Source organism: Promicromonospora umidemergens (assembly GCF_024171995.1).
Taxonomy (GTDB): domain Bacteria; phylum Actinomycetota; class Actinomycetes; order Actinomycetales; family Cellulomonadaceae; genus Promicromonospora; species Promicromonospora umidemergens.
Map to the genome: position 1 here is coordinate 1 of NZ_JAMTCT010000015.1, position 20859 is coordinate 20859.

Genomic DNA, 20859 nt, shown 5'->3' on the forward strand with positions numbered 1-20859 from the left:
TTCTCACGCGCTACCTGCGCGATAGTGCGTGAGCTCCGGATCACTTCCTGGACGCACGCGTCCCTGAACTCCGGTGAATACTTCTGTTCCGCCAACGGGCCATTCCTTCCAGTCAATCCCAAGAATTATATCTTGGGGCCAACTGTCCGAGAACCGTAGGGCGCCTCATCCCAGTTCGGGCGCCAACAGCGAGCCGAGCGTCAAACGCAAGGTCGAACCCGAGGCGTTGCCGCGGTAGTGGTTGTGTATGCGCTTCCGTAGGTTCTGGTTGCTTGGTCGGTTGTCGCTGCGCCGGGGCTCACGCGGCGCGATCCCGACATAGAGGAGGCGCCCGAACTCCGTCTCTTGCGTCCCCTTAAGAGGCATGCCAGGCAGTGCGACATCGAAATGCCAGGCGTAGATTCCGGACGCTGCTGGCACCGGAGATGGTCGGCTCAGCACATCGGAGCGAGTTGTCAGATGGTTCGGCTGCAAGAGGGCGGCGCGCGACTCGGGCACGGGTTCGATCGTGCCAGGTCCTCATCTCGTGGAGAAGATCCATGCGTTTGACTCTGGACGAACTTAGGGGGCTTGGCACGTCGTGTCTGACGTCGTCGGCACCTGGCCGCATGGCGAACCTGAGCGCCTGCGCCTGGACTCACGAACCTCAGGTTTCGCAGCAAACTGCCAGAAACTGTGGCCGACCCCACCTCACCCGACAGGATGCTCACATGCCCATATCGAGCCCTTCGCCCAGCGCTGGTGAAACCGTCGGAAGAACGATCTACAGTGACCTCACGGTCACCTCAAACGCCAAGGAGATGTGGACGGCCGTTGGGAGGGGCGGCGCCTGACACGAGCCCCACCGTCACCGACTGGATCTCCGCCATAGGGACTGTGGGCGCCCTCGGTGTGGCAGTGATCATCCTGGCGTTCGACATCTACCGCCGGTGGGCAATGTGGCGGCGTGGTCAGGCGCAGGAGGTTACCGCGTGGCTCGCCCGACCGGAGAAGGATCCCGCAGCGCGAGTCGTCGCTGTACGTTGCGAACCCCAGTGGCGACCTGATCTATGAGGTCCAGGGCGTTTATGGCTCGAGGGACATCGGAACCCTGGGCGGAGCAGTGCCTCCTGGACGGATTGCGGAATTCGGCACTGACATCGTGCTGATTTGGAGAGTCCACCCGTGCGGCGTCCGATTCGTAGACGCGCGGGGACTCGGCTGGGAACGCAGTTCTTCCGGTCGCCTAAGGCGTCACCGCGACGCCGACATTACAGGTCTCTGGGCCTGGCGCAAGCAACAGGAACTGCGAGCCCGAGAGCGCGACTACGAGAAGTACAAGCGCGACCTCATCGCCAAGCATGCGGCAGACGAGGCTGCTGTAGCGGGCGACGGCGTATCGTCAGGCAACGACCACGCCTGAGGCTCTTCGGGAGGGCAGCGTGAACCCTGAGAACCTGCTGGACTGGAGCACGCTCGCCGAACGTGATTGGCCGACGCTGTTGGTTGGCAACGGCTTCTCCATCAACCTGTACCCCGGCTTTGGGTACAAGGAGCTTTACAAGCAGGCCGAACTCGGTGACGCAGTGAAGGTCTTCGAGGAACTGGAAACCACCAACTTCGAGGCCGTACTCGACGCGATTCATCACGCAGTGGTTGTCACCACAGCCACGAGCATCCCGGGAGAGTTCATCCAGGTCATCGAGACCATGTACGCAGGTGTTCGCGATGCACTTTTTGAGGCCGTCAACACCGGTCACGTCAAGTGGTACGAGATTGACGACGTGCGGGCTGAGGTCATCGTCGACGAACTCGCGGGTCACCAGCTGGTCTTCGCGACGAACTACGACCTGACCACGTACTGGTCGCACATGAAGGTGAAGTCGCTTCGAGAGAACGCTAACCCGCGCCAGCCCGAACCGAAGATAAAGGACTGCTTCTATGGTTGGCCCGGCTACCAGTTCGTCGGCCGGGAAAAGGCCGACGGCGAATACCTCGACAAGGTGCCCGTCCTGTACCTCCATGGAGCGCTCCACCTGTGGAACGACGACACAACCGGCGTCGAGGGCAAATGGACGACCGCGGCGTCCAGCGCAGGGCTGCTTCACGTCAAGTCCCACTACGGCCCGACTGAGTCGAAACAACCCCTATTCGTGAGTGAGGGGACGTCGAAGCAAAAGCTCCGGACGATCGCGCGGTCCACCTACCTGCGGTACTGCTACGACAAGCTGTGGGACGACGATAGAGACACGGTCGTGTTTGGCCACTCGTTGAGCGATCCCGACAAGCACATCGTCGAAGCGCTCAACGAAGGAGAGCCGAAGACGATCGCAGTCTCGGTGTACCCAAGCGCGGCGCCCGGGGAGATCAAAGAGATGATCGGTCGCATCGAGCGTGGGCTGGGGAAGCACACGCTCCTGTTCTTCGACTCGACCACACACCCGCTGGGCAAGTCGGATCTCAGAATTACGCCGCTGGACCTCACCGCGCTGATGGCCTGGGTGAACAAGCAGCAGGCGACGGGCACGCCAGAGCCAGCCTGAACGATGTCACGTGCCGACCACCGATTTCGGCCGCGGCGACGTCTGCAACGTTCAGGACGACTAAAGCACTCCGGACCGACGGGCGTCCGCCCCCATTGGAGAGCCTCAAAGAGCCGCTTGGCGCACCAGCCTGGCAGGATTCGTGTATGGCGTCCTCCTTCTTGCTCGTCATCAGCGACCGCGAGGCCCTCGGCTGGATCCTCACCGAGGGCCGCACGGCATTCCCGAGCGCTCGCAGGTTGGAGGTCGCCGCGCTCGCGAAAGGCGACGAACTCTTCCTCTACACGACGCGCAGCTGCTTCAAGAACCCGACTCGCGACCGCGGTCGCGTGATCGGCATCGCCGACGTCGTGAGCCCGGTCGTGCGCCTCGACGAACCAGTCCGCTTCGCTGGTCGGGACTTCCCCGTCGGGTGCGCCCTCCAGATAGGTCCGCTCGCCCCGTTTGGGCACGGCGTCGAGCTGGCTCCGCTGCTGACGTCGCTTGCCGCCTTCGACCACACTGAGCGCGCATGGTCAATGAAGTTGCGCCGGCCGATGCTCCGGCTGCCCGACGGCGATACGCAACTGATTCGAGACCGGCTCGCGACCGTTGCGACCGGCCTTGAGGGGGAGAGATACGTGCGCTGGTACCTGCCAGTGGCGTAGCGTTCGTCTCCGACCACGGTGGTCGGGCCGGCAGGACGTCGCGATTGCGACGTCGGCTGGACTACCGCCGAGTCAAGCCCTCGCCTTCGCGGAGGTACGTGATGCCGAAGCCCTTGAGCTGGCGGTACTTCTGGTACTTCGTAGCGAGGTCGAACGGGCTGTCGGCCATGCGCTGGAAGATGTCAAGCCCGCGGCCGAGCAGGATCTTCCAACCCGTGTCCGTCGTGATCGAGCGGTCGTGGATCGCCGTTGGCTCAACCAACTCGACGTCGAAGACGACGCCGAGCACGCCAGCGCTCTTCTTGATCTGCAGGAGATACTCCAACTGCTTCTGGATCTTCTCGGGACCGTCTTGGTTCTCGACCGTTACGAGTTTCAGGGCGACTTCGTCGGCCGGGTCCTTGCCACGGGCGATCCCCTCGATAAGTTCCATTAGGTTCCGGGCCTGGTGGAACATGCGCACGTAAGGGTCGACTATCGTGACCCGCGCGGCGCCTCGCAGGTAAGGGCCGAGCAGCGAGTCGAACGAGATGCCACGCTGGCCCTCTTTGTACTCCCGATGCCCCTGGAACAGCGCAGGCTCAGGCTCGGCGGGCTTGTCGGCGTCTGCGAGGTCGGTTGAAGCTGCACCACCGCTGAGCGGATCGGTTTCAGTCGCCGGATCCTCCGGCTCTGTCTCCACTCCTCTGCGCCCGCGGTTGTAGTACGTCGGGTACTCGTCTTCCTCAAGTGTGGCTACACCGTGCCAACTGTCATCGTTGTCGAGGTAGCCGAACTTGACCTCGGCCATTGTGGTGTCGATGCGCAGGATCTGGTCCTTGACCCGCTTGCGGCCCTCGATGGCGAACCGCAGGATCTCTTCGATCTCATCCTTCGTGGCCTGGCCCTCCGGATAAAGGATCTTCATCAGGCCGGAGAAGGTCTTATGGACCGCGTCCCTGTCACGCGTTGAGATGTCCGGCGACAGTGTGAACTGCTGCTGGTAGAGGTCGGAGTAGTCCTGTGAGCGCATCGACTTGAGGACTTCTGCGATGTAGTCGACGACGAACCCGTAGCCGTTGGAGAACATCTCGCCGCGGATGATGTCGACTTCCCAGCCGGGGATGTAGTGGTGCAGGCGGTCGAGGTAGGCGGGGTCGTGGTAGGCCTCGGGCAGCTCGTCGAACAGGTCTGAGTTCTTGAGCATGTACGGCACGGTGTGCGAGGTGTTGCCGACGAAGACCATCGAGGCTTCGGCGCCGAGTGTCTCGACACCACGGGAGAATGACTTGTTCGCCATGTAGTTCTTCATGATGTCGACGAGCGCCTTGTCGGTGCGCTTCTTCTTGCCGGCGAACTCGTCGAATGCGACGACGTCCCAGTACCCGACGAGGCCGAGGCGCCCGTTCGAGTTGTTGACGAAGAGCTTGGGGACGGTGACTTCGCCACCGGAGATCAGCATCCCGTGGGGCGAGAACTCCGAGAAGATGTGGGACTTGCCGGTGCCCTTGGGGCCGAGCTCGACGAGGTTGTAGTTGCGCTCGACGAACGGGATGAGGCGTACGAGCTGGAAGAACTTCCCTCGCCTGCTAAACATCTCGGGGTTGAAGCCGATGGACTGCATGAGCAGGTCGATCCACTCGTCGGTGTTGAACCCGCGACGGGCCTCGAGGTACTGGTCGACGTCGAACTTTGACAGCTGGATGGGCTTGATCGAGCCGAGGATCCAGGGGACGAAGCGCTGGTCGTCGCTGTGGAGATACTCCATGTCGCAGATGCACCACACACCGCCGACAAGCAGCTTTGGATGGGCTGAGATGACCGGCGAGTCGACAATCACGCCCTTGATGCCGAGGTTGGCGAACTCGGCCTCGTAGACGTCGGCCTTCTCGTTGAGGGTGACGGTGACCTTGTCGATGACCCGGTGCCGACCGCGCTCCTTGATCGTCGACTTGACCAGCTCGGACTCGCTGCGGTGCACGTAGTGCTCGGCGAGGATCTTGCGGACGGTGTCGATGCCAGCCTGGATAGTGGCTTCGTCGTCCGAGGCCGCGTACTGCCCGAGCAGGTACTCCAGGACGTACGTCGGCACGATCGCGTTTCCCTTGACGGCCTTGACCAGGTCCTTGCGGACGACGACGCCGGGGAACAGAAGGTTGATCTTGAAGTCGAGGTCGCTCTGCGGCAGCGCGCTCGGATCGGGCGTCTCGCTGTCGGTCTCGCTCATCTCTGCTCTCTTCCCTTCAGAAGTCGAAGTCCGACGCGAACGAACGCTTCAGCGTATAGACGGCTTTGGCGAAGACCCGCCACTGGTTGGTGTTGGGGATCTGTTCTTCCAGGCGGAACTCGACGGCGCGGTTGTTGTAGTCGCTCGACTCCTGGCTGAGCAACATCCGGGCGCTCTGGTAGCGGTCGCGCTTTTCGGCTGAGGCTTGGTCGAAGGTCAGGCCGACGAGGTTCGAGATCAGGGTTTCGCCGACGTAGAGCCCTGCCCGGAGCGTGCGTGGCTGGACCTTGTCACTGACTGGCTCGGTCTGGAACAGGCGAACGACGACCTGTCCGGTGGTGATCTTGTCGGACTCCGGCCAGACCTCGACGTTGACGAGCCGAGTGTCACTCTTGCGCTTCTTGTTGACCGCTAGCACAGGAACGACGATCTCCTGAAGCGTCGCCCCGCCGTGAACGAAACGTGAGCCTCCGCCGGCCAGTCGCAGGCGGTGGATCGACTTGGGAATCTGGACTTCCAGGTCGCTCTCGAGCCCGAGCTGGGCGGCATCGAAGGTGGTGAAGGAGTCGTCGAGCTTGATGCCATTGCCTAGCACGAAGCGCCTGTTGACGACCTTAATGTCGTCGCCCTGGGGCTGGGTCGACAAGAAGAACGTGTCAGCCAGAGCCTCGTCCTGGAAGAGGAAGCCGTGGTCAGCCGTGATGAAGATGTTGGTGGCATTGGCGCTGGCCAGCTTCTTCACCAGGTCGACGATGTCGCGCAGCGTGTCCTCGACGGCCTCGAAGACCTGGCGTTCGGTTCCGGGCTTGTCGCCGGTGGCGTCGATCCGGTTGTGGTAGACGTACAGAACTCGGTTGGCCTTGTAGAGCTCGCGCCGCTCCTCGGCATTCAGGGCCTTGAAGTCCTCGGCCTGAATGGCCGACCCACCCACCGCCTCCAGGATCTTGCCGCGGAGGGTGGTGTTGTTCGTCGGCTGCCCGTCGGCGAGCACGGTCTTGGCGTCAGTCGAGTGCTTGAGCGTCGAATGCGGCAGCAGCGCCGCCATGCCGAGCTGGGTGTAGCTCGGAAGCACCCCGAGGACGGCCTCCAGGTTGGCATCGAAGCGGTCCTCCTGCCGGATGAGCGAGCCGAGCTCGTCGGCCACCTCGTAGCGCAGTGCGTCGGAGACGATGACCACGGCCTTCTTGTCGCCGTCGCGTACCAGCGGCTCGACGTAGCGGGAGTAGAAGGCGGTCTGGGAGCGAAGCACGGTCGAGCGCCATTTCTCGACATGGTCGACCTGCTGCTGCCAAACATTGCCCAACTCGTAGACGTACTTATTGGTGTAGCGCTTCTCGACCTGCTCGCGCAGAGCCTCCAGCGGCTTCGGGTACTCGGCCGTGCGCGCAGCGTAGACGAACTGTCGGTACAGCTGGTCGATGCGGAACCACTCGCGCCGGTAGCGCTCTAGCCCGTCGTCGAATGACTGCATTCCCAGGTTCAGCGACACCAGTTCGCCCAACAGCTCGGAGGCGCTGGCAACGGCGGTGTAGAGCTGTTTGTAGCTGTCGATCCAGACACTGCTCTGCCGTGCCCGCACGACCTCAGCCACCTCGCGCGGGCTGACGGTCTGCTCGGCGACCGCCCGTGCTAGGTCGCTGATGATCTTCTGGTCGGTCTCCTCGAACAGGTCGACGGCCACCAGGTCGCGGAAGCTCGCATCCTCGATCTTCGACTTGTAGCCGAGGTCCCGGGCTGCCCGCTTGGCTAGCGCGGCCATGGCTTCCTGGCTGTGCCGGTCGTTGCGCAGGCTCGCGAAGTCAAGCTGGATGTTCTGCAGACCGCCCGGGCGGTCGGACTTGAAGCCCTCGATGGCTCTGCCGAAGGTCCACAGCACTAGGTCGTCGATGCTCGGCAAGGTGGACTCGTAGCCGTAGATGCGCGCCGCGCCTTGCCAGTAGAAGTCGTCAAGGCCGTAGTCGACAAGAGTGTCGAACTTGGCGTGCTGTCCCTTGGCGTTCTCTGTCAGGAGGGTGCGCGTGATCTCCAGCAGGCTGTGCGAGTCCTTGAGGCTAAGCACCACTGCGGTCATCTTGGCACGCAGATCAGTGGCGTCGTCCTCGGGGTTGAGGAGCACCTTGAGGCTCTGGACGCGCTTAGTGGCGTTGAAGAACTTCTCGTGAGCCTGGACGACCTCGTCGATGCCTTTGCCAGCCAGCCCGAGATCTTGTGCGACGAGGGCGGTGCGGTTGGCCGTGAAGACCCCGTAGGCCAGCTCCAAATCGAGCAGCCAGTTCCCAATTCCGCTCGGCACCGGACCGGAGCGATAGACGAGGAACTTGCCCTTCGGCTCGTCGTGCAGCAGCTGGTTCTTGATCCCGTACTCGTCGTTCGCTACGCGAATCGTCTGAATGCCCGGCAGGTCGAGACCGTCGAGATCCGCGGTGTATTGGCCGTCCGGGTCGTGCCAGAAGACGACCCGGCGGTCTTTGAACCACCGCAAGAGATGCGGGCGAACCGCATTGGCGTCACTCATTGCTTGCCTCAAGACCGGGGATTTTCTTCAAGGCGGCGCCGAACTTTGGGTAGTTGGCCTTCACACCGTCGTCCAGGTCAATCGCCAGCTGACGAGAGGCCAGCGGGTATAGCACGTCGTGCTCGTACTCCTCGAGTTCCAGCAGCACCTTGCGCAGCCGGTCGGCCTCCTTCTGAGCGGCCGCCTGCTGACGCGGCGTACCGCCACCAGCTGCCAGGCGCTCCTGCTGCTGCAGCCTGGACGTCAGCTTGGCCCGGAACTCACGCAGGTACTCGTTGAGCACCGTCGACACCGTCGAGGGCACGTAACGGTGCATGTAGATCAGCGCGTTGAACGAGCCCTTGGGGCTGGAGAACAGCCAGTAGATCGGGCGCTTCTTGTACCGCTGGACGTGGTCCTTGTAGAAGGACTTCACGAAGTAGTCGCGGATGTCCTTGACGCCGAGGGACTCGGTTACGAAGCCGAGGTTCTCCTCGAAGTGCTGTTCGCCAAAGGCGGCGCGAAGGAACTGACGGAAGCGCGCGACGATGTCGTCCTCGAACCAGTCGCCATCCACAATAGGGATGACGTTGTCCTTGTCTGGAGCGAACGTCGGGCTCTGCACCCTGGTCAAGTAGTCATGCACCGTGGCGCCCTGGTCGGCGAGGATGAGTCCTGGCTCGTCCAGGCTATAGCGACCGAACATGCAGCCGATGGCGTAGGAGACGAGGTCTTTCATCGCGTCGGTGCGTTCGCGAGCCGAGTACTCCTCTACGGTCTTGCCAGCACCGTATCGGAACGCAACGTTCCTGGTCAACGACACACGGTGGAGAGGCACATCGACCTCCACCTCGCCTTCGACGCCGTAAGCCTCAGCGACGAGCCGGTTACTCATGGCCTCCAGCCGCTGCTGCTCCAGCGAATCGTCACGCCATGATGCCGAACACTCTTCAAGGCGCTTGGCGAGAGAACAATTAGTGTCACCGACGAGACGATAGCGCGTGAAATCCCATGACGTCTCGAAGTCGTTCCAATCGGACTCCGCGCGCCTGATAGCGTCGATCGCGATTCCTCGGACCGCATTTCGGTCCAACTTTTCAGATACCGGAAGAGCACCAAGGTATCCCGGGTGCAGATTGAGAGTCGGGTTGATCGCACTCAAGAGACTCTGTGCCGTCGTCGAATTCAATACACCGATTGTGAGGAGATCATCGTCGGACTGCAATATTCCGGCCGCGGCATCAAATAGTGCTCCACGAGGAATCACACGGAATGAGGCAGGACCCGTGGTGACCACAGTCCATCCAATTCCTGGACGGAAAATCCTGTCGAGATTGAAGTTGTGCGCCCATACTCGCGCCCCGTCCGGAGTGAGTGTCGTTTGAAGTCGTGCGCCATCGTTCTGCCAGTCAACTAGAGTTTCTAGGTTTCCCGCCCACCGCCGAAAATCACCACCCTTCGCATACGGGAACCACTTGCGGCCCGAGGCAGCACCAGCCTCTCGATCTCTCGCGGCAGTACACGTTTCACTGGCGGCGACCTCCCACCATTGCCGAACGTAGGTCGCATTCCTTCCGGTAATCATTCCGATCGCAGCGCGCGCGTGCTCAGCGAGCGATCCGAACGCACTAAACGTGGCACGGAGATCCTGCGGAAGCCAGTACGCGATTGGTGAACCTGGGATCTGCGCGAAGCTGGACGCCGACGCCACGAATCGCTCGTGGGACCGTGCATCACAAATGGCGTTCAGCGTCACCGCTCGCTTCGCAGCCTCGTTCTCACTGTGGATAGCGCGGACAAAGACCGCACGAAGTGCCGAGTCTCCTCCCTTAACCAGAACGAATGCCGTTGTTGAGACGACGGACCCACCGATGGAGTCGAACCCGCGTTCCCCGAGGTGGAGCATCGAGGATGGGGGGTTGGTGGCAACGATGAGCTTTCGCAACGCCTCGAAGGAGGAGATGAACATCCACGACTGCATCGTGATCATCGCTGTCGAACCGCGCTCAAGAGTGAGACCGAGGCAACGCTCGATGAACATGGCGAAAAGGTCGGACTTCGAATCCGGGAATTGCTCCCTGGCGAAGGCCGTCAGTCGCGCGTCCATGTTCTTGCTGCCCATGTAGGGAGGGTTGGCGACCGCAACGTGGTACCGCGAGGACAGGTACTCGGCCTGAAGCACAACCCGCTCTGCCCAGTCCAGAACGTCGGCCAGAAGGATGTCCCCACCATCGTCGAGCTGGGCGACGTGCCGCTTGAGACGTGCTGTTAGCTCAGCGTCAGGCTGGATCAGCGAGCCAAGGGTGTCGGCGTGCTCGAATTGGTTCCAGAAGACCGCCTCGGCGTGCTTGTCCCCACCACGGGTCAGCAGGAAGCCGATCTCGTCCGGCGTGAACTGTATCGGATCGAGGGCGCAGACGTTGGGCTCGATCTGCTTGTTGAAGAACGTCCGTTGCTTGGCGCGAGCCTTCATGGTCAAGGCGAAAGCTGCCAGTGCCCCAGCGCGTGGGTCGATCTCCACCCCGTAAAGGTTGTTGGTCAGGATTAGCGCAGGGATATCAGCCGGGGCGTAACCCTCTGCCTCGTAGATGGCGTACAGCAAGTCGAAAGCGTAGGTCAGCATGTGACCCGACCCGCACGCGGGGTCGACGACCTTGATCTCCTCCGGGCTGCCGATCTTAAGGAAGTCGGTCTCCTCGTCGACTGGGGCGATGTAGTACTGCATCTGATCGACCAAGCGTGAGGCCGGACGGTTGAGCATCCAGAGGCGTCCGAGCGAGTTCTCCACCAGGTAGCGGACGATCCAGTGCGGCGTGAACAGCTGAGTAGCTGCTGGGATCTCGTCTGCGCCAGCCTTCTTGTTCTTCTTGAACCCGGCGAAGACCTCGTCCTTCCGCTCCGAGATGTAGAACTGGTAGAGCCAGCCGATGACCTCGACGTCCTGGCAGACGTCAGTGGTGAGCACCTTAACGGCGCGGCTCGGTACCGAGTCGTCGGCCAGCAGGTTGGCCGGGATGAGCAACTCGGTGAAGTCGCCCTCCCGCTCGAACATGAACGGCATGGCGCGGTTCCAGTGGCGGCAGTAGTCCGCGAGCAGCAGGGCATAGGCCTCGCCCTGGGCGTCGTCACTACGGCGGGTGCCGTTGAGCAGGGCCGTGACCCTCTCGCGGGTTTTGCCCCCGACCATCGTGGTGTCGATGTTGCCGCGCTTGGCTTCGGCCAGGATCTCGGGCTGACCAGTCTCGACGCCGGCCTGCGGGGAGACGACGCCGACCCCGGTGTAGCCGTTTGCGTCCATGAACCGGAGGGCGATGATCCGGTTGAACCAGGTGTAGGCGACCTTGTCGGCGACAGCTGCCTTACCCTCGTCGCCGCCACCGGCGGCCGTGACGGCCTTCTCCAGGGCCTCGACGGCCTTGGGCTGCTCTACCCGCTCGGGCGAGGCTGGGGCCAGCACAACGGCGATCCGGGCGGTGACCTCGCGGATGAGTGCAGTGCGTGCCCAGGTCGCGAACGACTTCAGCGGTGCGGTTTCCATCAGAGAGAGATTCGCTTTCCGTCATTCAGGGTCTGGACGAGTGCCGCGCGCAAGGCGTCGATATAGCGGTCGACGTCCTCCTCCGTCTCCAGAACGCCCGAGACGCCGGTGGCCGACACAGTCTTGACCGACACGGTCTGCCTCGGCGGCGGGGCGCTCCCGTCATCACCGCCGCTCCCCTGCCGCGAGGCGGCAAGCTGGTCGAGCAGGCTTGGATAAACGGCCTCCTCGAAGGTCGAGCCGATCTCCCGGATGAGGGCGACTTGGTTCTGAGACCCGACCTGCCATATCACCTGGTCGACTCGCCGGCGCACGCTCGCCTGCGATTCTGGTGTCGCGTTGGCGAAGGACGCGTTCTCCTCGAGTCCGGTCTTGCGTACCTCGATCGTTGCAACGACGCCAGCGCGAACTGAAGCGACGACTTCGTCGATCTGGGTGCGCAGCTGGTCGGTGGCCTGCTTGAGCTGGGCCATCTTGTTGCCGCGGAAGGCGTTGGGGTCGTCCAGCGCCGCACGGACCGTCGCGTCACTTCCGGACGGCAGGTAGCCGAGGTTGCTGCTGTGGGTGGTCAGCAGGTCGGCGGCATCGTCGTAGATGGGCTTCTGCCCGCCGCTGAGGAACGCCCGGATCGGGTCGATGGTGCTCTCCTTGGCGTCGAGCAGGTCGTCGCCAAGGTTGAATTCGGTCAGGTACCAGTCGTCGGGCTTGCCGACCACCTGGTCGAGGAGGTCGACTGGGGCAGAGAGCTGGCTGACGAACGGGTACTTGGAACCCGTCATGGTTGCCTTGAGCTCGTCGCACTTGGCCCTCAGTTTGTCGGCGCCGTGCCGGGCCAGCTCCAGCGGATCCTTGGGGGTGTTGCCTTCGTCGAAGAAGTCAGTGCAGAACTTCCGGAAGGCAGCCACCTTGCGCTCATCGAAGGTCTTCTGGAGAGACACCACGGCGTGCGCATGCTTCTGGGTGTTGCGTAGAGCTGTGGCGATCTCGGAGCGCTTCAGCACGTTGCCGTCGACTGTGAGCGTGACCTTCGAGTTGCCAATGAGGTGGGCGATGACCACCTCGATCGAGGAGAGGTCCCAGCCGTTCGGCTTGGTCGTGAAGGTATCGACGATGGTCTTGACCGTGACCTGTTCACCTACCGCGTCCTTGCGCAGGACGAATGCGTGAACTTCGTCGGCTGGTGTGTCGAGCAGCGATACACCGGGAAGTGGCAGACCGCCGTCAGGGTTGGCTGCAGTGGTGATCTGCTGCTCGCTGTAGGTGACGCCTCCCAGCAGCCTCAACTGGGTGTACGTGCGGCTAATGAGGTCCTGGAATCCATCGGTCACGCGGACGAGCGCGTCCGGGGAACTGGAGGTGATGTCGGCGGCGTTGATGACCAGGGCGGACTTGCCCACCGAGGCCTTGACCCGCTCGATGAGTTCCTTCTCGCGGTCGATGTTCTGCGCACCCTTGGTCTGAAGTATCTGGCCCTCGATGGCCGAGATCGAGGCGCTGTGCTTGCGCTTGATGTACTTCTCGGTCTTGATCAACAGCCGCAGGTCCGACAGCACCCGGGCGTCCGGCTCAAGGATGACGCGTAGCTCGTCCTTGCCCGCGCTGTGCATGCGGATCTCCTCGGGCGTGTACGGGTACTCCGGCGAGATGAAGTGGACCGCCAGCTCGCGCTGCGGCCCGTGGGCCTGGTCATCGAGCTTGAAGCCGAAGGGGAAGTCCTGCCCGTTCTTGGCGTAGCGGATCTTGTTGGTCTTGATGACGTCGCCGGACAGGATCCTAAACAACCGGCCGCTGACCTCGGAGGCGTCGATGTCGACGTTCTTGATCTCCTCCTCGATGACCTGCTCTTCGTTGGTCAGGTACTCGTAGGTGTTGCCGCTTCGCTGGATGTAGGTCTGGGTCTCCAGAACGGCCAGCGCCTCTTTGACCTGCTCCGACAGGGCCGGAAGGTCGAGGCCGAAGCGGTCGTAGACCAGCACTGTGAGGTTGCGCGGGGTCGCCTGGAAGCCCTCGACGTACTTGACCAGGAACAACGCCTTGAGTAGGCGGATCGCCAGCTGGTTGTCGAGGTTGCGCTCGGCGACATCGATCGAGCGCTGGGCGGCCGACTTCAGTGAGGCGCGAATGCCGGCGAACATGCTGTCGAACGTGGCGAGCTGGCCGACCTCGACATTGCCGATTTCCTTGGCGACCTGCTGGACGACGCCCAGCATCGAGCGCTCGCCGACCGAACTGTTGCGCCCTTCGAAGACGTTGTGGTCCGAGATACCTTCGATCGCGGCCTGGAACAGCGGGAACTGGTAGCTGACGAACGGGTAGGTCCCAACGAAGTGGGCTTCGTCCGTGTAATTGCGGTAGGTCTTGGCCCCGTCGACGAAGTCGAACAGCGTCTTGAAGTTGGCGTGCTGGTCGGCGTAGATCGTGCTCAGCGCGCCCACGCCGGCGTCGTTCTTCTCCAGCAGACGCTTCCGGATAACTTCCTCGACGTCAGCGCTGGTGAGCTTGAGACGGGTCTTGAAGCGGGCCTGGATCTTGGAGAAGTCGTTGCCCTGCTGCCGGGTGCGGTCGCCGATGACCTTTTCCATGTCCTCCTGCGAGGTCACGACGACCCACGCCCGGCCAGAGCACTTGGTGTTGAGCGACTCGGCGATGGTCTGCAGGTTGAGCATCAACTTGGTGTCCGAGCCGATGAACTGGCCGACCTCGTCGACGAAGAAGTTCAGCCGGAAGGTCGGGTCGCCCTGCCTGTCGAGCCATACCTTGACCTCTTCGGCGAAGTCTTCGATCGAAACCGAGTACGAGGCGCTGTACTGCCGGATGATGCCATCCGCGGTCCCCCCGTTGACCTCGGCGAAGGCCCGGTCGATGCTCGGCCCTTCCAGGGCACTCTGCTCCCGCCCCTGCATCCAAGGGATGCTTGCGATGCGCTCGAACGCCTCCTGGAATGCCTCGTACTGGCCGCGGTTGTCCAGGTCGCGCTCGAACCGGGCGACGTGGCCCTGGTTGCCGTAGTAGCCACGGGACTCGTCGAAGACCTTGACGAACACCTTCAGCAGGGCGTCGGTCTGGTCCTTGCTGATCAGGGTGGCTTTCTGGTCGATGTTGAACAGCAGGCTCTTCGCCGGGATGCGGTCGGCCTTGTTGAGCAGGCCGGGCAGGAAGGCATCGGGGGCCTTAGCGCGGAAACTGTCGGAGACGTTCTGGCGCGGGTAGTCCTGGCCTTCGACGTCGCCCAGCAGGTGGGCGAGCATCTTGAGCATGTGCGACTTACCGGAACCGAAGAAGCCGGAGATCCACACGCCGTTGGCGTTGATATAGGAGGTGTATTCCTCGAGGAGGATCTCCAGGCCCTTGGCGGCCTCGTTGGTCAGGACGTACTCGTCGACCTCGGTGCCGAGGTGCGCGGCGTCATCGGCCTTGATGACGCCCTCAATCGGGCGTTGGATGTCCTTGGCGAAGATCTCGCTGAGCTGCATCGCGCTCATGCCTCCTGTTCCAGGATGTTCTTGGCTCGGTAGTACTGGTCGTCCTTGAGCCGACCGAACAGCACGAGCGATGAGCCCAAAGTGTCGGATTGCTCGTAATGTCCCGGGAAGAACATGAGCATCGGCTTGCCCTTGACCACCGAATGCAGGTTGTTCAGCACGTTGTGCGAACGGATGTACGGGAAGGCCTCACCGATGCCGGTGAGGAAGAAGATGTCGAACTGCTCCTGCGCGAGCCGGTCGCGGATCGCCGGGGCGATGTGCAGCTGCGGGTCGAGCATCCCCTGGAGCATCTCGCGGAAGTCGGCCTTGTCGAGATCCGGCTCGGCGGCTAGGACCCGATCCCACACACCTCGCTCCTTGAGCAACTCGACTGACAGGTCGTAGAGGTTGATCTCAAGGACCATCACTCCAGCCGTTGAGAGCCGATTCTTAACACGCTTCTTCGCTGCCGCGACTTCGAGCGCGTCCTCCGGCAGGTACGGGTAGATGAAGAACGCAATCTCGTTGCTCAGGCCCTCCATTCGAAGGAAACGGTTGCCGCTCATCACCCTGAACAGGTGCTCTTCATGCTCGGTCAGAGACTTCGCCACCTTCACTGGCTCGTACCCCGCCGCTCGAGCCGCGGGGTTGGGAAGAACCGGAGGTCGCTTGGCATACGGGCATCGAGCTTCGCAACAACCCTCTCGGACAGCAGAGCCGGAAGGATGAATCTGGTCTCGGACAGCAGTTCAGCCTCCTGCAACATCTTGAACACATTCGAGCGCAACTTCAGCAGTGTTGAATCCTTGATCGCGGCCAGCTCCTCATGCCACAGCGCCTTGGTCCGAACGAAGCTGTCGAACTCCTCGTATCCCAATGTCGAGGCGAGCAGCAGGAACCTCTCTCTGACGACTTCCTCGGCGAACTCTCCAATGAATTGGTAGCGCCGGCAGGCGGCCACCCACATGAGGTGAGCGCGCTCTGAAGCAGTGGCATCCGCGAGCAGCTCGACCTCGCCGTCCACCAGCGCCGAAAGCCGCTTCACGGCTTCTCGTGCAAGGCGGACGCTGGTGCGATACGTACGACCTTGAAGGACGTTGCGCTCGATGGTGATGTCGCGTGTCTGCTCCCAGTCGCGGATGTCGAGGTAGAGGGGGGCGACCACCGTGGCCTCGCGTACGAGGAGCGTGCCGGTCGTGAAGGAGAGCGCATAGCGGCGGGACGCAGTCGACGCTGCAAGCACTTGACGCCACCTCCCGTCCTCGACCTGCTCGGAACGCGCACCGGTCGGTGCGCGTCGAAGTCCCATTTTCGATCCTAAGCGCTGGCGCAGGTCAGGGGAGCTGGCACGTGATGCACCACGCAGCCGACCGAGTGCAGCTGTCTGCCCTCACGAGCATGGTCGTCATCATCACCGGCCTGCTCCAGTGACAAGGCGCGTCAAGGGGTGAAATCGCGGGTGATGTTTGCGTCGCCCAACGTCAACGCCATCTGTCGTGTCGGTGCCGCACGCTCACGGGACTACGGCAGGTGCAGTTAGTACTGCAGCAGCACTTCACCCCGGCGATCCCCCTGCTGTGTTCATCCGCTGATTTTGTTGATGTGCCGCCCTGGTCTGGGCTAATGTCTCGCTTCAAGGTCATGAGCGACCAGCGATACGCCCTCCGCGTGCTGGTCCGGCAACCGCGCCCCTGTGCGCACGGTGCCCCAGGAGGAAGACCAGCCCACCCCGCACGGCGGTGGGAAGAGCGACAGGAGCATCATGATCACCCTCGTCCACGAGTCCGGCTTCGTCCAGAAGCAAACCACGGGCGACGAACGCCTGCGAACCATGCAAGAGCGTCGCTACCTCCTGGAGCGTGGTCGGCTGTGCTCTGCCTGCCTGACCGGCACCTGGCCCCTAACCCAGTTCCGGATGACGCAATATCTGTGCGATGGCTGCCTTCGATTCGACCTCAAGATCACTCGCCTGGCAGAGGCCGACACCCGGGCGGTCACGCTCACCGAGACCCAGCGCACGGAATCTCTGTCCTACCGATCGGCCCAGTTACGTCACGCTTTCGCCGCAGCCACGGATCTCGGCCTGCTGGTCATGCCGATCGGGGACGGTCGGGTCCTTGCCGCCCCGGACCTCGCTCAGGTTCTACCGGACGACGCTACGGCGGCCGCTCGACGCTTTGCCTCCTGGATGCGCGCCGTCGCCCCCGAGGCAGCGTCCGAGCGCGATGCCACCCTGTGCAGAATCGATCAGTTCGTTACCGACGACGACGTGACGGACTGATCGGCGAACCGTGCCCCAACGGGTCGGGCGCGTCGCCACGACGGCCGCGATTGCGAACTTCACGGCGTTCCACAGGGACACGACGCCCCCGAGTGTCGTAAGCATCGCCATCGCGTCCGACGACGGCGTCCAGTGCCACAGGGCGTATGCAACCGCGATATAGGCAGGTGCCAGCGTGACGGCAACCGGCGCGGCCCAACTCTTGCCCGAAGGAAGGAGCATCCGCACGAGGAGCCGGCTTGTCGGCGTGAATGCGGCGTACGACTAAGTCAGGGGCCTCGTGGGCACATCGCCATTGACGATCGTCGTCCGGCTGCCATGTACGCATCAGCAACCGCTGCTCGTTTTCGAGCGTGATCTGATACTTGACCGCGTCGGGCGTCATGACACTCCAATCCCCGGCTCTTCGAGCGTCAGGCCGAGAGTTGCAGCAAGCCGCGGACGGACTCACAGCATCGGCTCCGTCGCACCGGTCTCCCAACGGGCGACCGTGGACCGCTGCACCCCGAGCGCGGCAGCAAGCGCCTCCTGCGTCAGCCCGGCGATGCGTCGCCGTTCGACGATGAACGGACGGCGCACTCGCACGATGTTCGCAACCTCAGCCATCTGAGCCACCCCTGGGCGAGTTTGCCGTGGCCGAAGTGCGCGGCTCCCTGCCGAGCCAGAAGCCGGGCGGCGTACCCGCGTCCACGTAGTAGCGCGTCACCTGGTCCGGTGCCGTGCGGCCCCCGTCTGCGTTAACGACAGACTTGAGCACGTAGGCGTACCCGTGCCCGGGGGACCTTGCGGATCGACATCGTCATGGCGCCACACCCCCTCGTAGAGGAGGTGCTCAACGCCTACACGGAGCGCTCGGACCACTCTGCCAGGCGAGTAGCCAACCGAAACGCAGTCCCGCAGCCTCAGTCCAAAACTGGCCACGACCATCGAGTCGAACAATCGGGAGAACAGGCCCACCTTGCGTCATCGTGGGCCCGCAGTTCAGGCTGTGACTTGAGGTTCACCCGCGCTTCACCCGGCATCATTCTCGGATTGCTTCCTCCGATCAGACAGGATCTTCGTGCGCCAGGGCGACGAAGGCGCAGAAGATCTGACTCGACCGCCTCGTCGGCACCCGCCGTCCTGGTAACCACCCGGCCGCCAGGAAGAGCGATGCCCTCGATTTCGTCAACATGACGGCAGGAGTGCTGGAGACATGAAGCTGATCAAGAACATCCTCGGAACCATCGTCGTGCTCGCCTTCGTCGTGGCCATGGCCTGGTTCATGGTCTCGCTGCTGCTGACCCTCGGCCACAACTCGGTGATCGGGTGAACACTGACGTCGTCCGGAAGTTCCGCCGGCAGATCCCCGAGGCGCACAGGGTCTCGCTCGACACCCGGATCCAACGGTCGTGGAGCCAAAGAGTCGACGCAATCCGGACCGCCTTGCGCGCAGGCAACGAAGCAGTTGATTCCGCAGCGAGAAGGCTCATGAGTGTTATTGCTCTCACAGCTGTCGTGGCAGCGTCGGTCGCCGGCTGCACCACAGGAAACACCTCGCCATCAAACCCAAGTACCGACGTCGTGTCCGTTCACGATCTCGACCAAGCTTCATGCGAGAACCGCGGGGCGGTGTGGACCGGGGCCGACGGTGGCTGTCTGACTCCCCAGCAAGTCGAGAATTGGAAGACCTCGGGCTGCAGTGATGAGGAGTACAACACCTGCGAGGAGATGGGCTTTCCTGACTTCTGGGACCTGCACGACGAGAACGGCAACCCCAACGCCGACGAGGATGGGTCTGCCGGCAGTTGGCTCGCTGACGAACTGAGTGGCGGTCCAGCGCCAGCCGAGCGCACCGAGGAACCGTCGGTGTCGACGTGGACATGTCACTACTCGGCCTCTTATAACAACGACTGGCATGACGACGTGGTCTGCAGCAACGGAGCCGAGTCGGAACGGCCCTACCTTCGCGAGTGGGACCACTACGTGACTGAAGCCGAGATCATGGAGTCGGCGCGCGAGTACGAGGTCCACCTCAATGGAGGGTGACGGCGGCCATCGAAGAGGTAGAGGTGAGCCGTACCGTCAGCGCAGGAGGACGGCCATGATGACCTCATGAGTGGGAGTCAGGGCATAGCCCCTCGGGTGCAAACGTGTGAAGGATCCATCTTGCTCAGCAGGACCTGACGGCGTCCGTCATGCTGGTCCCAGTTCATCCTTGACGCAGGACGTGTGGCTCGGAGCTCCCATCGGAGTCCAGGGTCGTCCGAGGGCGACGTCCACTAACGACGTAGTTTCGCAACCTGCCAAAGGGTGTACAACGCGATTCCCACCATAAATCCCGCCCAGTCGGCATGACCCTGAAGGAAAAGCCATACGACGGTGCCGATGTATCCCAGTGACAGCCAGATCTTCCAGCCCCCTACGAGGACGTAAACCGTCCCGACGAGGAGTTGCACGAGTCCCTTGCCGAGCCGGCTCGCTACATAAACTGGATAGCCATGGTCCGGGTTGCTAAGCAAAGGCAGGCCTGCGTCATCGCGAAGGAACCACCCGACATGGTTGAAGACCTTCCGCCAATGCCGCATTGCCCGGTTGATTGATCGTTGGTAGCCCCCCGTGCCGAGTTGCCGCTTGGCAGCCATTGCCAGGTGTTTCTGAGCAGCGGTCACGGCGTGCTCTAGATCTCGAAAATCGGCGCTATCAGTTTCCTGCGCAGCCTTGGCGGCTGGCGAGGTGTACGTCAGCCGCCCCAGCTCCTCCAACGCCCCTGACATCACGCGATCACTGCGAAGCCTGATACAGCCGTCTCTGTAGGTGCCAGCCTTCCGGGAGGAGTACGCGCGATCCACACGTGCCTTATACAAAGGAAGCTCGTGGGTGATCGTGTCGCGCGCACGCATGCGCCGATACGTCGCTTCTGCAGCAGCCTTCGCTGCGAGCTCATTCCGCTGCTGTGTGAGGTAGCCGGCCTGCAGCTGGCGAGCAGCCCCGTTGCGAGGCCAATAGGTTCCGGCCAAGTTGTACTCGAAGAGCGCAATATCAAGCCTGTTTGCGTCTGAGATCGAAGGCGCGGTGTATCCGGAGCGCGCGTAGAACACCGACCGTCCCGTCCCAGACACGCCCTTGAGCTCGCGGACATACCTCGCACCGACGGGATTGCCATGATCCTTCACCTGTGCAACACCCTCATGCGCATGTACGTCAATGCCGCCATCGGCACCCGCGCCGCTGAGCCGCACGTTCGTGAAGCCGAGCACCTTCTCCATGTGATCTGCCGCAGCGCGCTCGGCGGCTTCCCAGCTGTCGATGTAGACACCCAACTGGACTCCCGCGTCGGCAACGCTCATGTGGAGAACCGTACTGACGTACACGCACGTGAGTGACCGCCAAGGCGCTCACCAGCGGGTGAAGTAAGGCGCAAGACAAGAACGGTGGGATTCGACGGGGTGCGCCTCCCACCTGCGAAAACACAGAGGTGCGTCCAGAGGGGCGCCCAGCACGGGGTGCGCCTGAGGGTGCGCCTGCCGGCCATCGTGGAGGCCATGACGACGCCCGCCGTGCGCGGCTTCCCCTTGCACAACCTGACCCGACCGGTAGTAATGGTCTTAGGATGCGGTGCGAAAGTGCTTGGCACACTATTTTGCGGCTCTCGCAGTGGGCCCCCGACCCGGTCTTTCCCGGTTTCCTAGCGCCGCTGCTACTGACGTCCGAGGTGCAGCGGGCCA

At 62.8% G+C, this 20859-nt stretch carries 14 protein-coding genes and 1 riboswitch; of the genes, 5 read left to right on the top strand and 9 right to left on the bottom strand.

All coding sequences use genetic code 11. The features are described from left to right. Positions 1 to 165 precede the first annotated feature (165 nt). Complete coding sequence (locus tag APR04_RS20330) at positions 166 to 498, bottom strand: GIY-YIG nuclease family protein (protein WP_253873661.1); 333 nt, start codon at positions 496 to 498, stop codon at positions 166 to 168. 448 nt (positions 499 to 946) lie between these two features. On the opposite strand from APR04_RS20330, the gene APR04_RS20335 reads away from it, so the two are divergent. The 3 genes from APR04_RS20335 to APR04_RS20345 all read left to right on the top strand — a co-directional run bounded on the left by APR04_RS20335 (position 947) and on the right by APR04_RS20345 (position 3169). Then, a complete protein-coding gene (locus APR04_RS20335; RefSeq protein ID WP_253873663.1) occupies positions 947 to 1402 on the top strand; it encodes a hypothetical protein in 456 nt (151 codons plus the stop codon). 19 nt (positions 1403 to 1421) lie between these two features. Next, complete coding sequence (locus tag APR04_RS20340) at positions 1422 to 2522, top strand: DUF4917 family protein (protein ID WP_253873666.1); 1101 nt, start codon at positions 1422 to 1424, stop codon at positions 2520 to 2522. Between the two features lie 146 nt (positions 2523 to 2668). Further along, a complete protein-coding gene (locus APR04_RS20345; protein WP_253873667.1) occupies positions 2669 to 3169 on the top strand; it encodes an EVE domain-containing protein in 501 nt (166 codons plus the stop codon). A gap of 61 nt (positions 3170 to 3230) precedes the next feature. Here APR04_RS20345 and brxL read toward each other — a convergent pair whose 3' ends face one another. The 6 genes from brxL to APR04_RS20375 are packed head-to-tail and all read right to left on the bottom strand — an operon-like array spanning position 3231 to position 16114. Further along, positions 3231 to 5375 (bottom strand): BREX system Lon protease-like protein BrxL, encoded by a 2145-nt coding sequence (gene brxL, locus APR04_RS20350; protein WP_253873670.1) that lies wholly within the window; start codon positions 5373 to 5375, stop codon positions 3231 to 3233. A 16-nt stretch (positions 5376 to 5391) separates the two neighbouring features. Beyond that, positions 5392 to 7890: a BREX-1 system phosphatase PglZ type A gene (gene pglZ / locus APR04_RS20355; RefSeq protein WP_253873672.1), complete on the bottom strand. Its 2499-nt coding sequence runs from the start codon at positions 7888 to 7890 to the stop codon at positions 5392 to 5394. Further along, positions 7883 to 11407 carry a BREX-1 system adenine-specific DNA-methyltransferase PglX gene (gene pglX, locus APR04_RS20360; RefSeq protein WP_253873674.1) on the bottom strand — a complete coding sequence of 1175 codons (3525 nt, stop codon included), beginning with the start codon at positions 11405 to 11407 and terminating at the stop codon, positions 7883 to 7885. Before pglX ends, pglZ begins: the two co-directional genes overlap by 8 nt. Continuing rightward, positions 11407 to 14889 carry a BREX system P-loop protein BrxC gene (gene brxC / locus APR04_RS20365; RefSeq protein ID WP_308292375.1) on the bottom strand — a complete coding sequence of 1161 codons (3483 nt, stop codon included), beginning with the start codon at positions 14887 to 14889 and terminating at the stop codon, positions 11407 to 11409. Before brxC ends, pglX begins: the two co-directional genes overlap by 1 nt. Then, on the bottom strand, positions 14886 to 15482 hold the full coding sequence (locus APR04_RS20370) for a DUF1788 domain-containing protein (protein ID WP_308292376.1): 597 nt from the start codon (positions 15480 to 15482) through the stop codon (positions 14886 to 14888). Before APR04_RS20370 ends, brxC begins: the two co-directional genes overlap by 4 nt. A 2-nt stretch (positions 15483 to 15484) precedes the next feature. Continuing rightward, positions 15485 to 16114 (bottom strand): DUF1819 family protein, encoded by a 630-nt coding sequence (locus APR04_RS20375; RefSeq protein ID WP_253873676.1) that lies wholly within the window; start codon positions 16112 to 16114, stop codon positions 15485 to 15487. 394 nt (positions 16115 to 16508) lie between these two features. Continuing rightward, a riboswitch (SAM riboswitch) is annotated at positions 16509 to 16626 on the top strand. Between the two features lie 7 nt (positions 16627 to 16633). Between APR04_RS20375 and APR04_RS20380 the strand changes: the two genes are divergently transcribed. After that, a complete protein-coding gene (locus APR04_RS20380) occupies positions 16634 to 17152 on the top strand; it encodes a hypothetical protein (RefSeq protein WP_253873678.1) in 519 nt (172 codons plus the stop codon). A gap of 447 nt (positions 17153 to 17599) precedes the next feature. Here the strand turns inward: APR04_RS20380 and APR04_RS20385 are convergent, their stop codons facing one another. After that, positions 17600 to 17758, bottom strand: a complete 159-nt coding sequence (locus tag APR04_RS20385; protein WP_253873680.1) for a helix-turn-helix transcriptional regulator — start codon at positions 17756 to 17758, stop codon at positions 17600 to 17602. A 702-nt stretch (positions 17759 to 18460) separates the two neighbouring features. Between APR04_RS20385 and APR04_RS20390 the strand changes: the two genes are divergently transcribed. Beyond that, on the top strand, positions 18461 to 19180 hold the full coding sequence (locus APR04_RS20390) for a hypothetical protein (protein WP_253873682.1): 720 nt from the start codon (positions 18461 to 18463) through the stop codon (positions 19178 to 19180). A gap of 233 nt (positions 19181 to 19413) precedes the next feature. Here APR04_RS20390 and APR04_RS20395 read toward each other — a convergent pair whose 3' ends face one another. Next, positions 19414 to 20481: a restriction endonuclease gene (locus APR04_RS20395; RefSeq protein ID WP_253873684.1), complete on the bottom strand. Its 1068-nt coding sequence runs from the start codon at positions 20479 to 20481 to the stop codon at positions 19414 to 19416. Between the last annotated feature and the right edge of the window lie 378 nt (positions 20482 to 20859).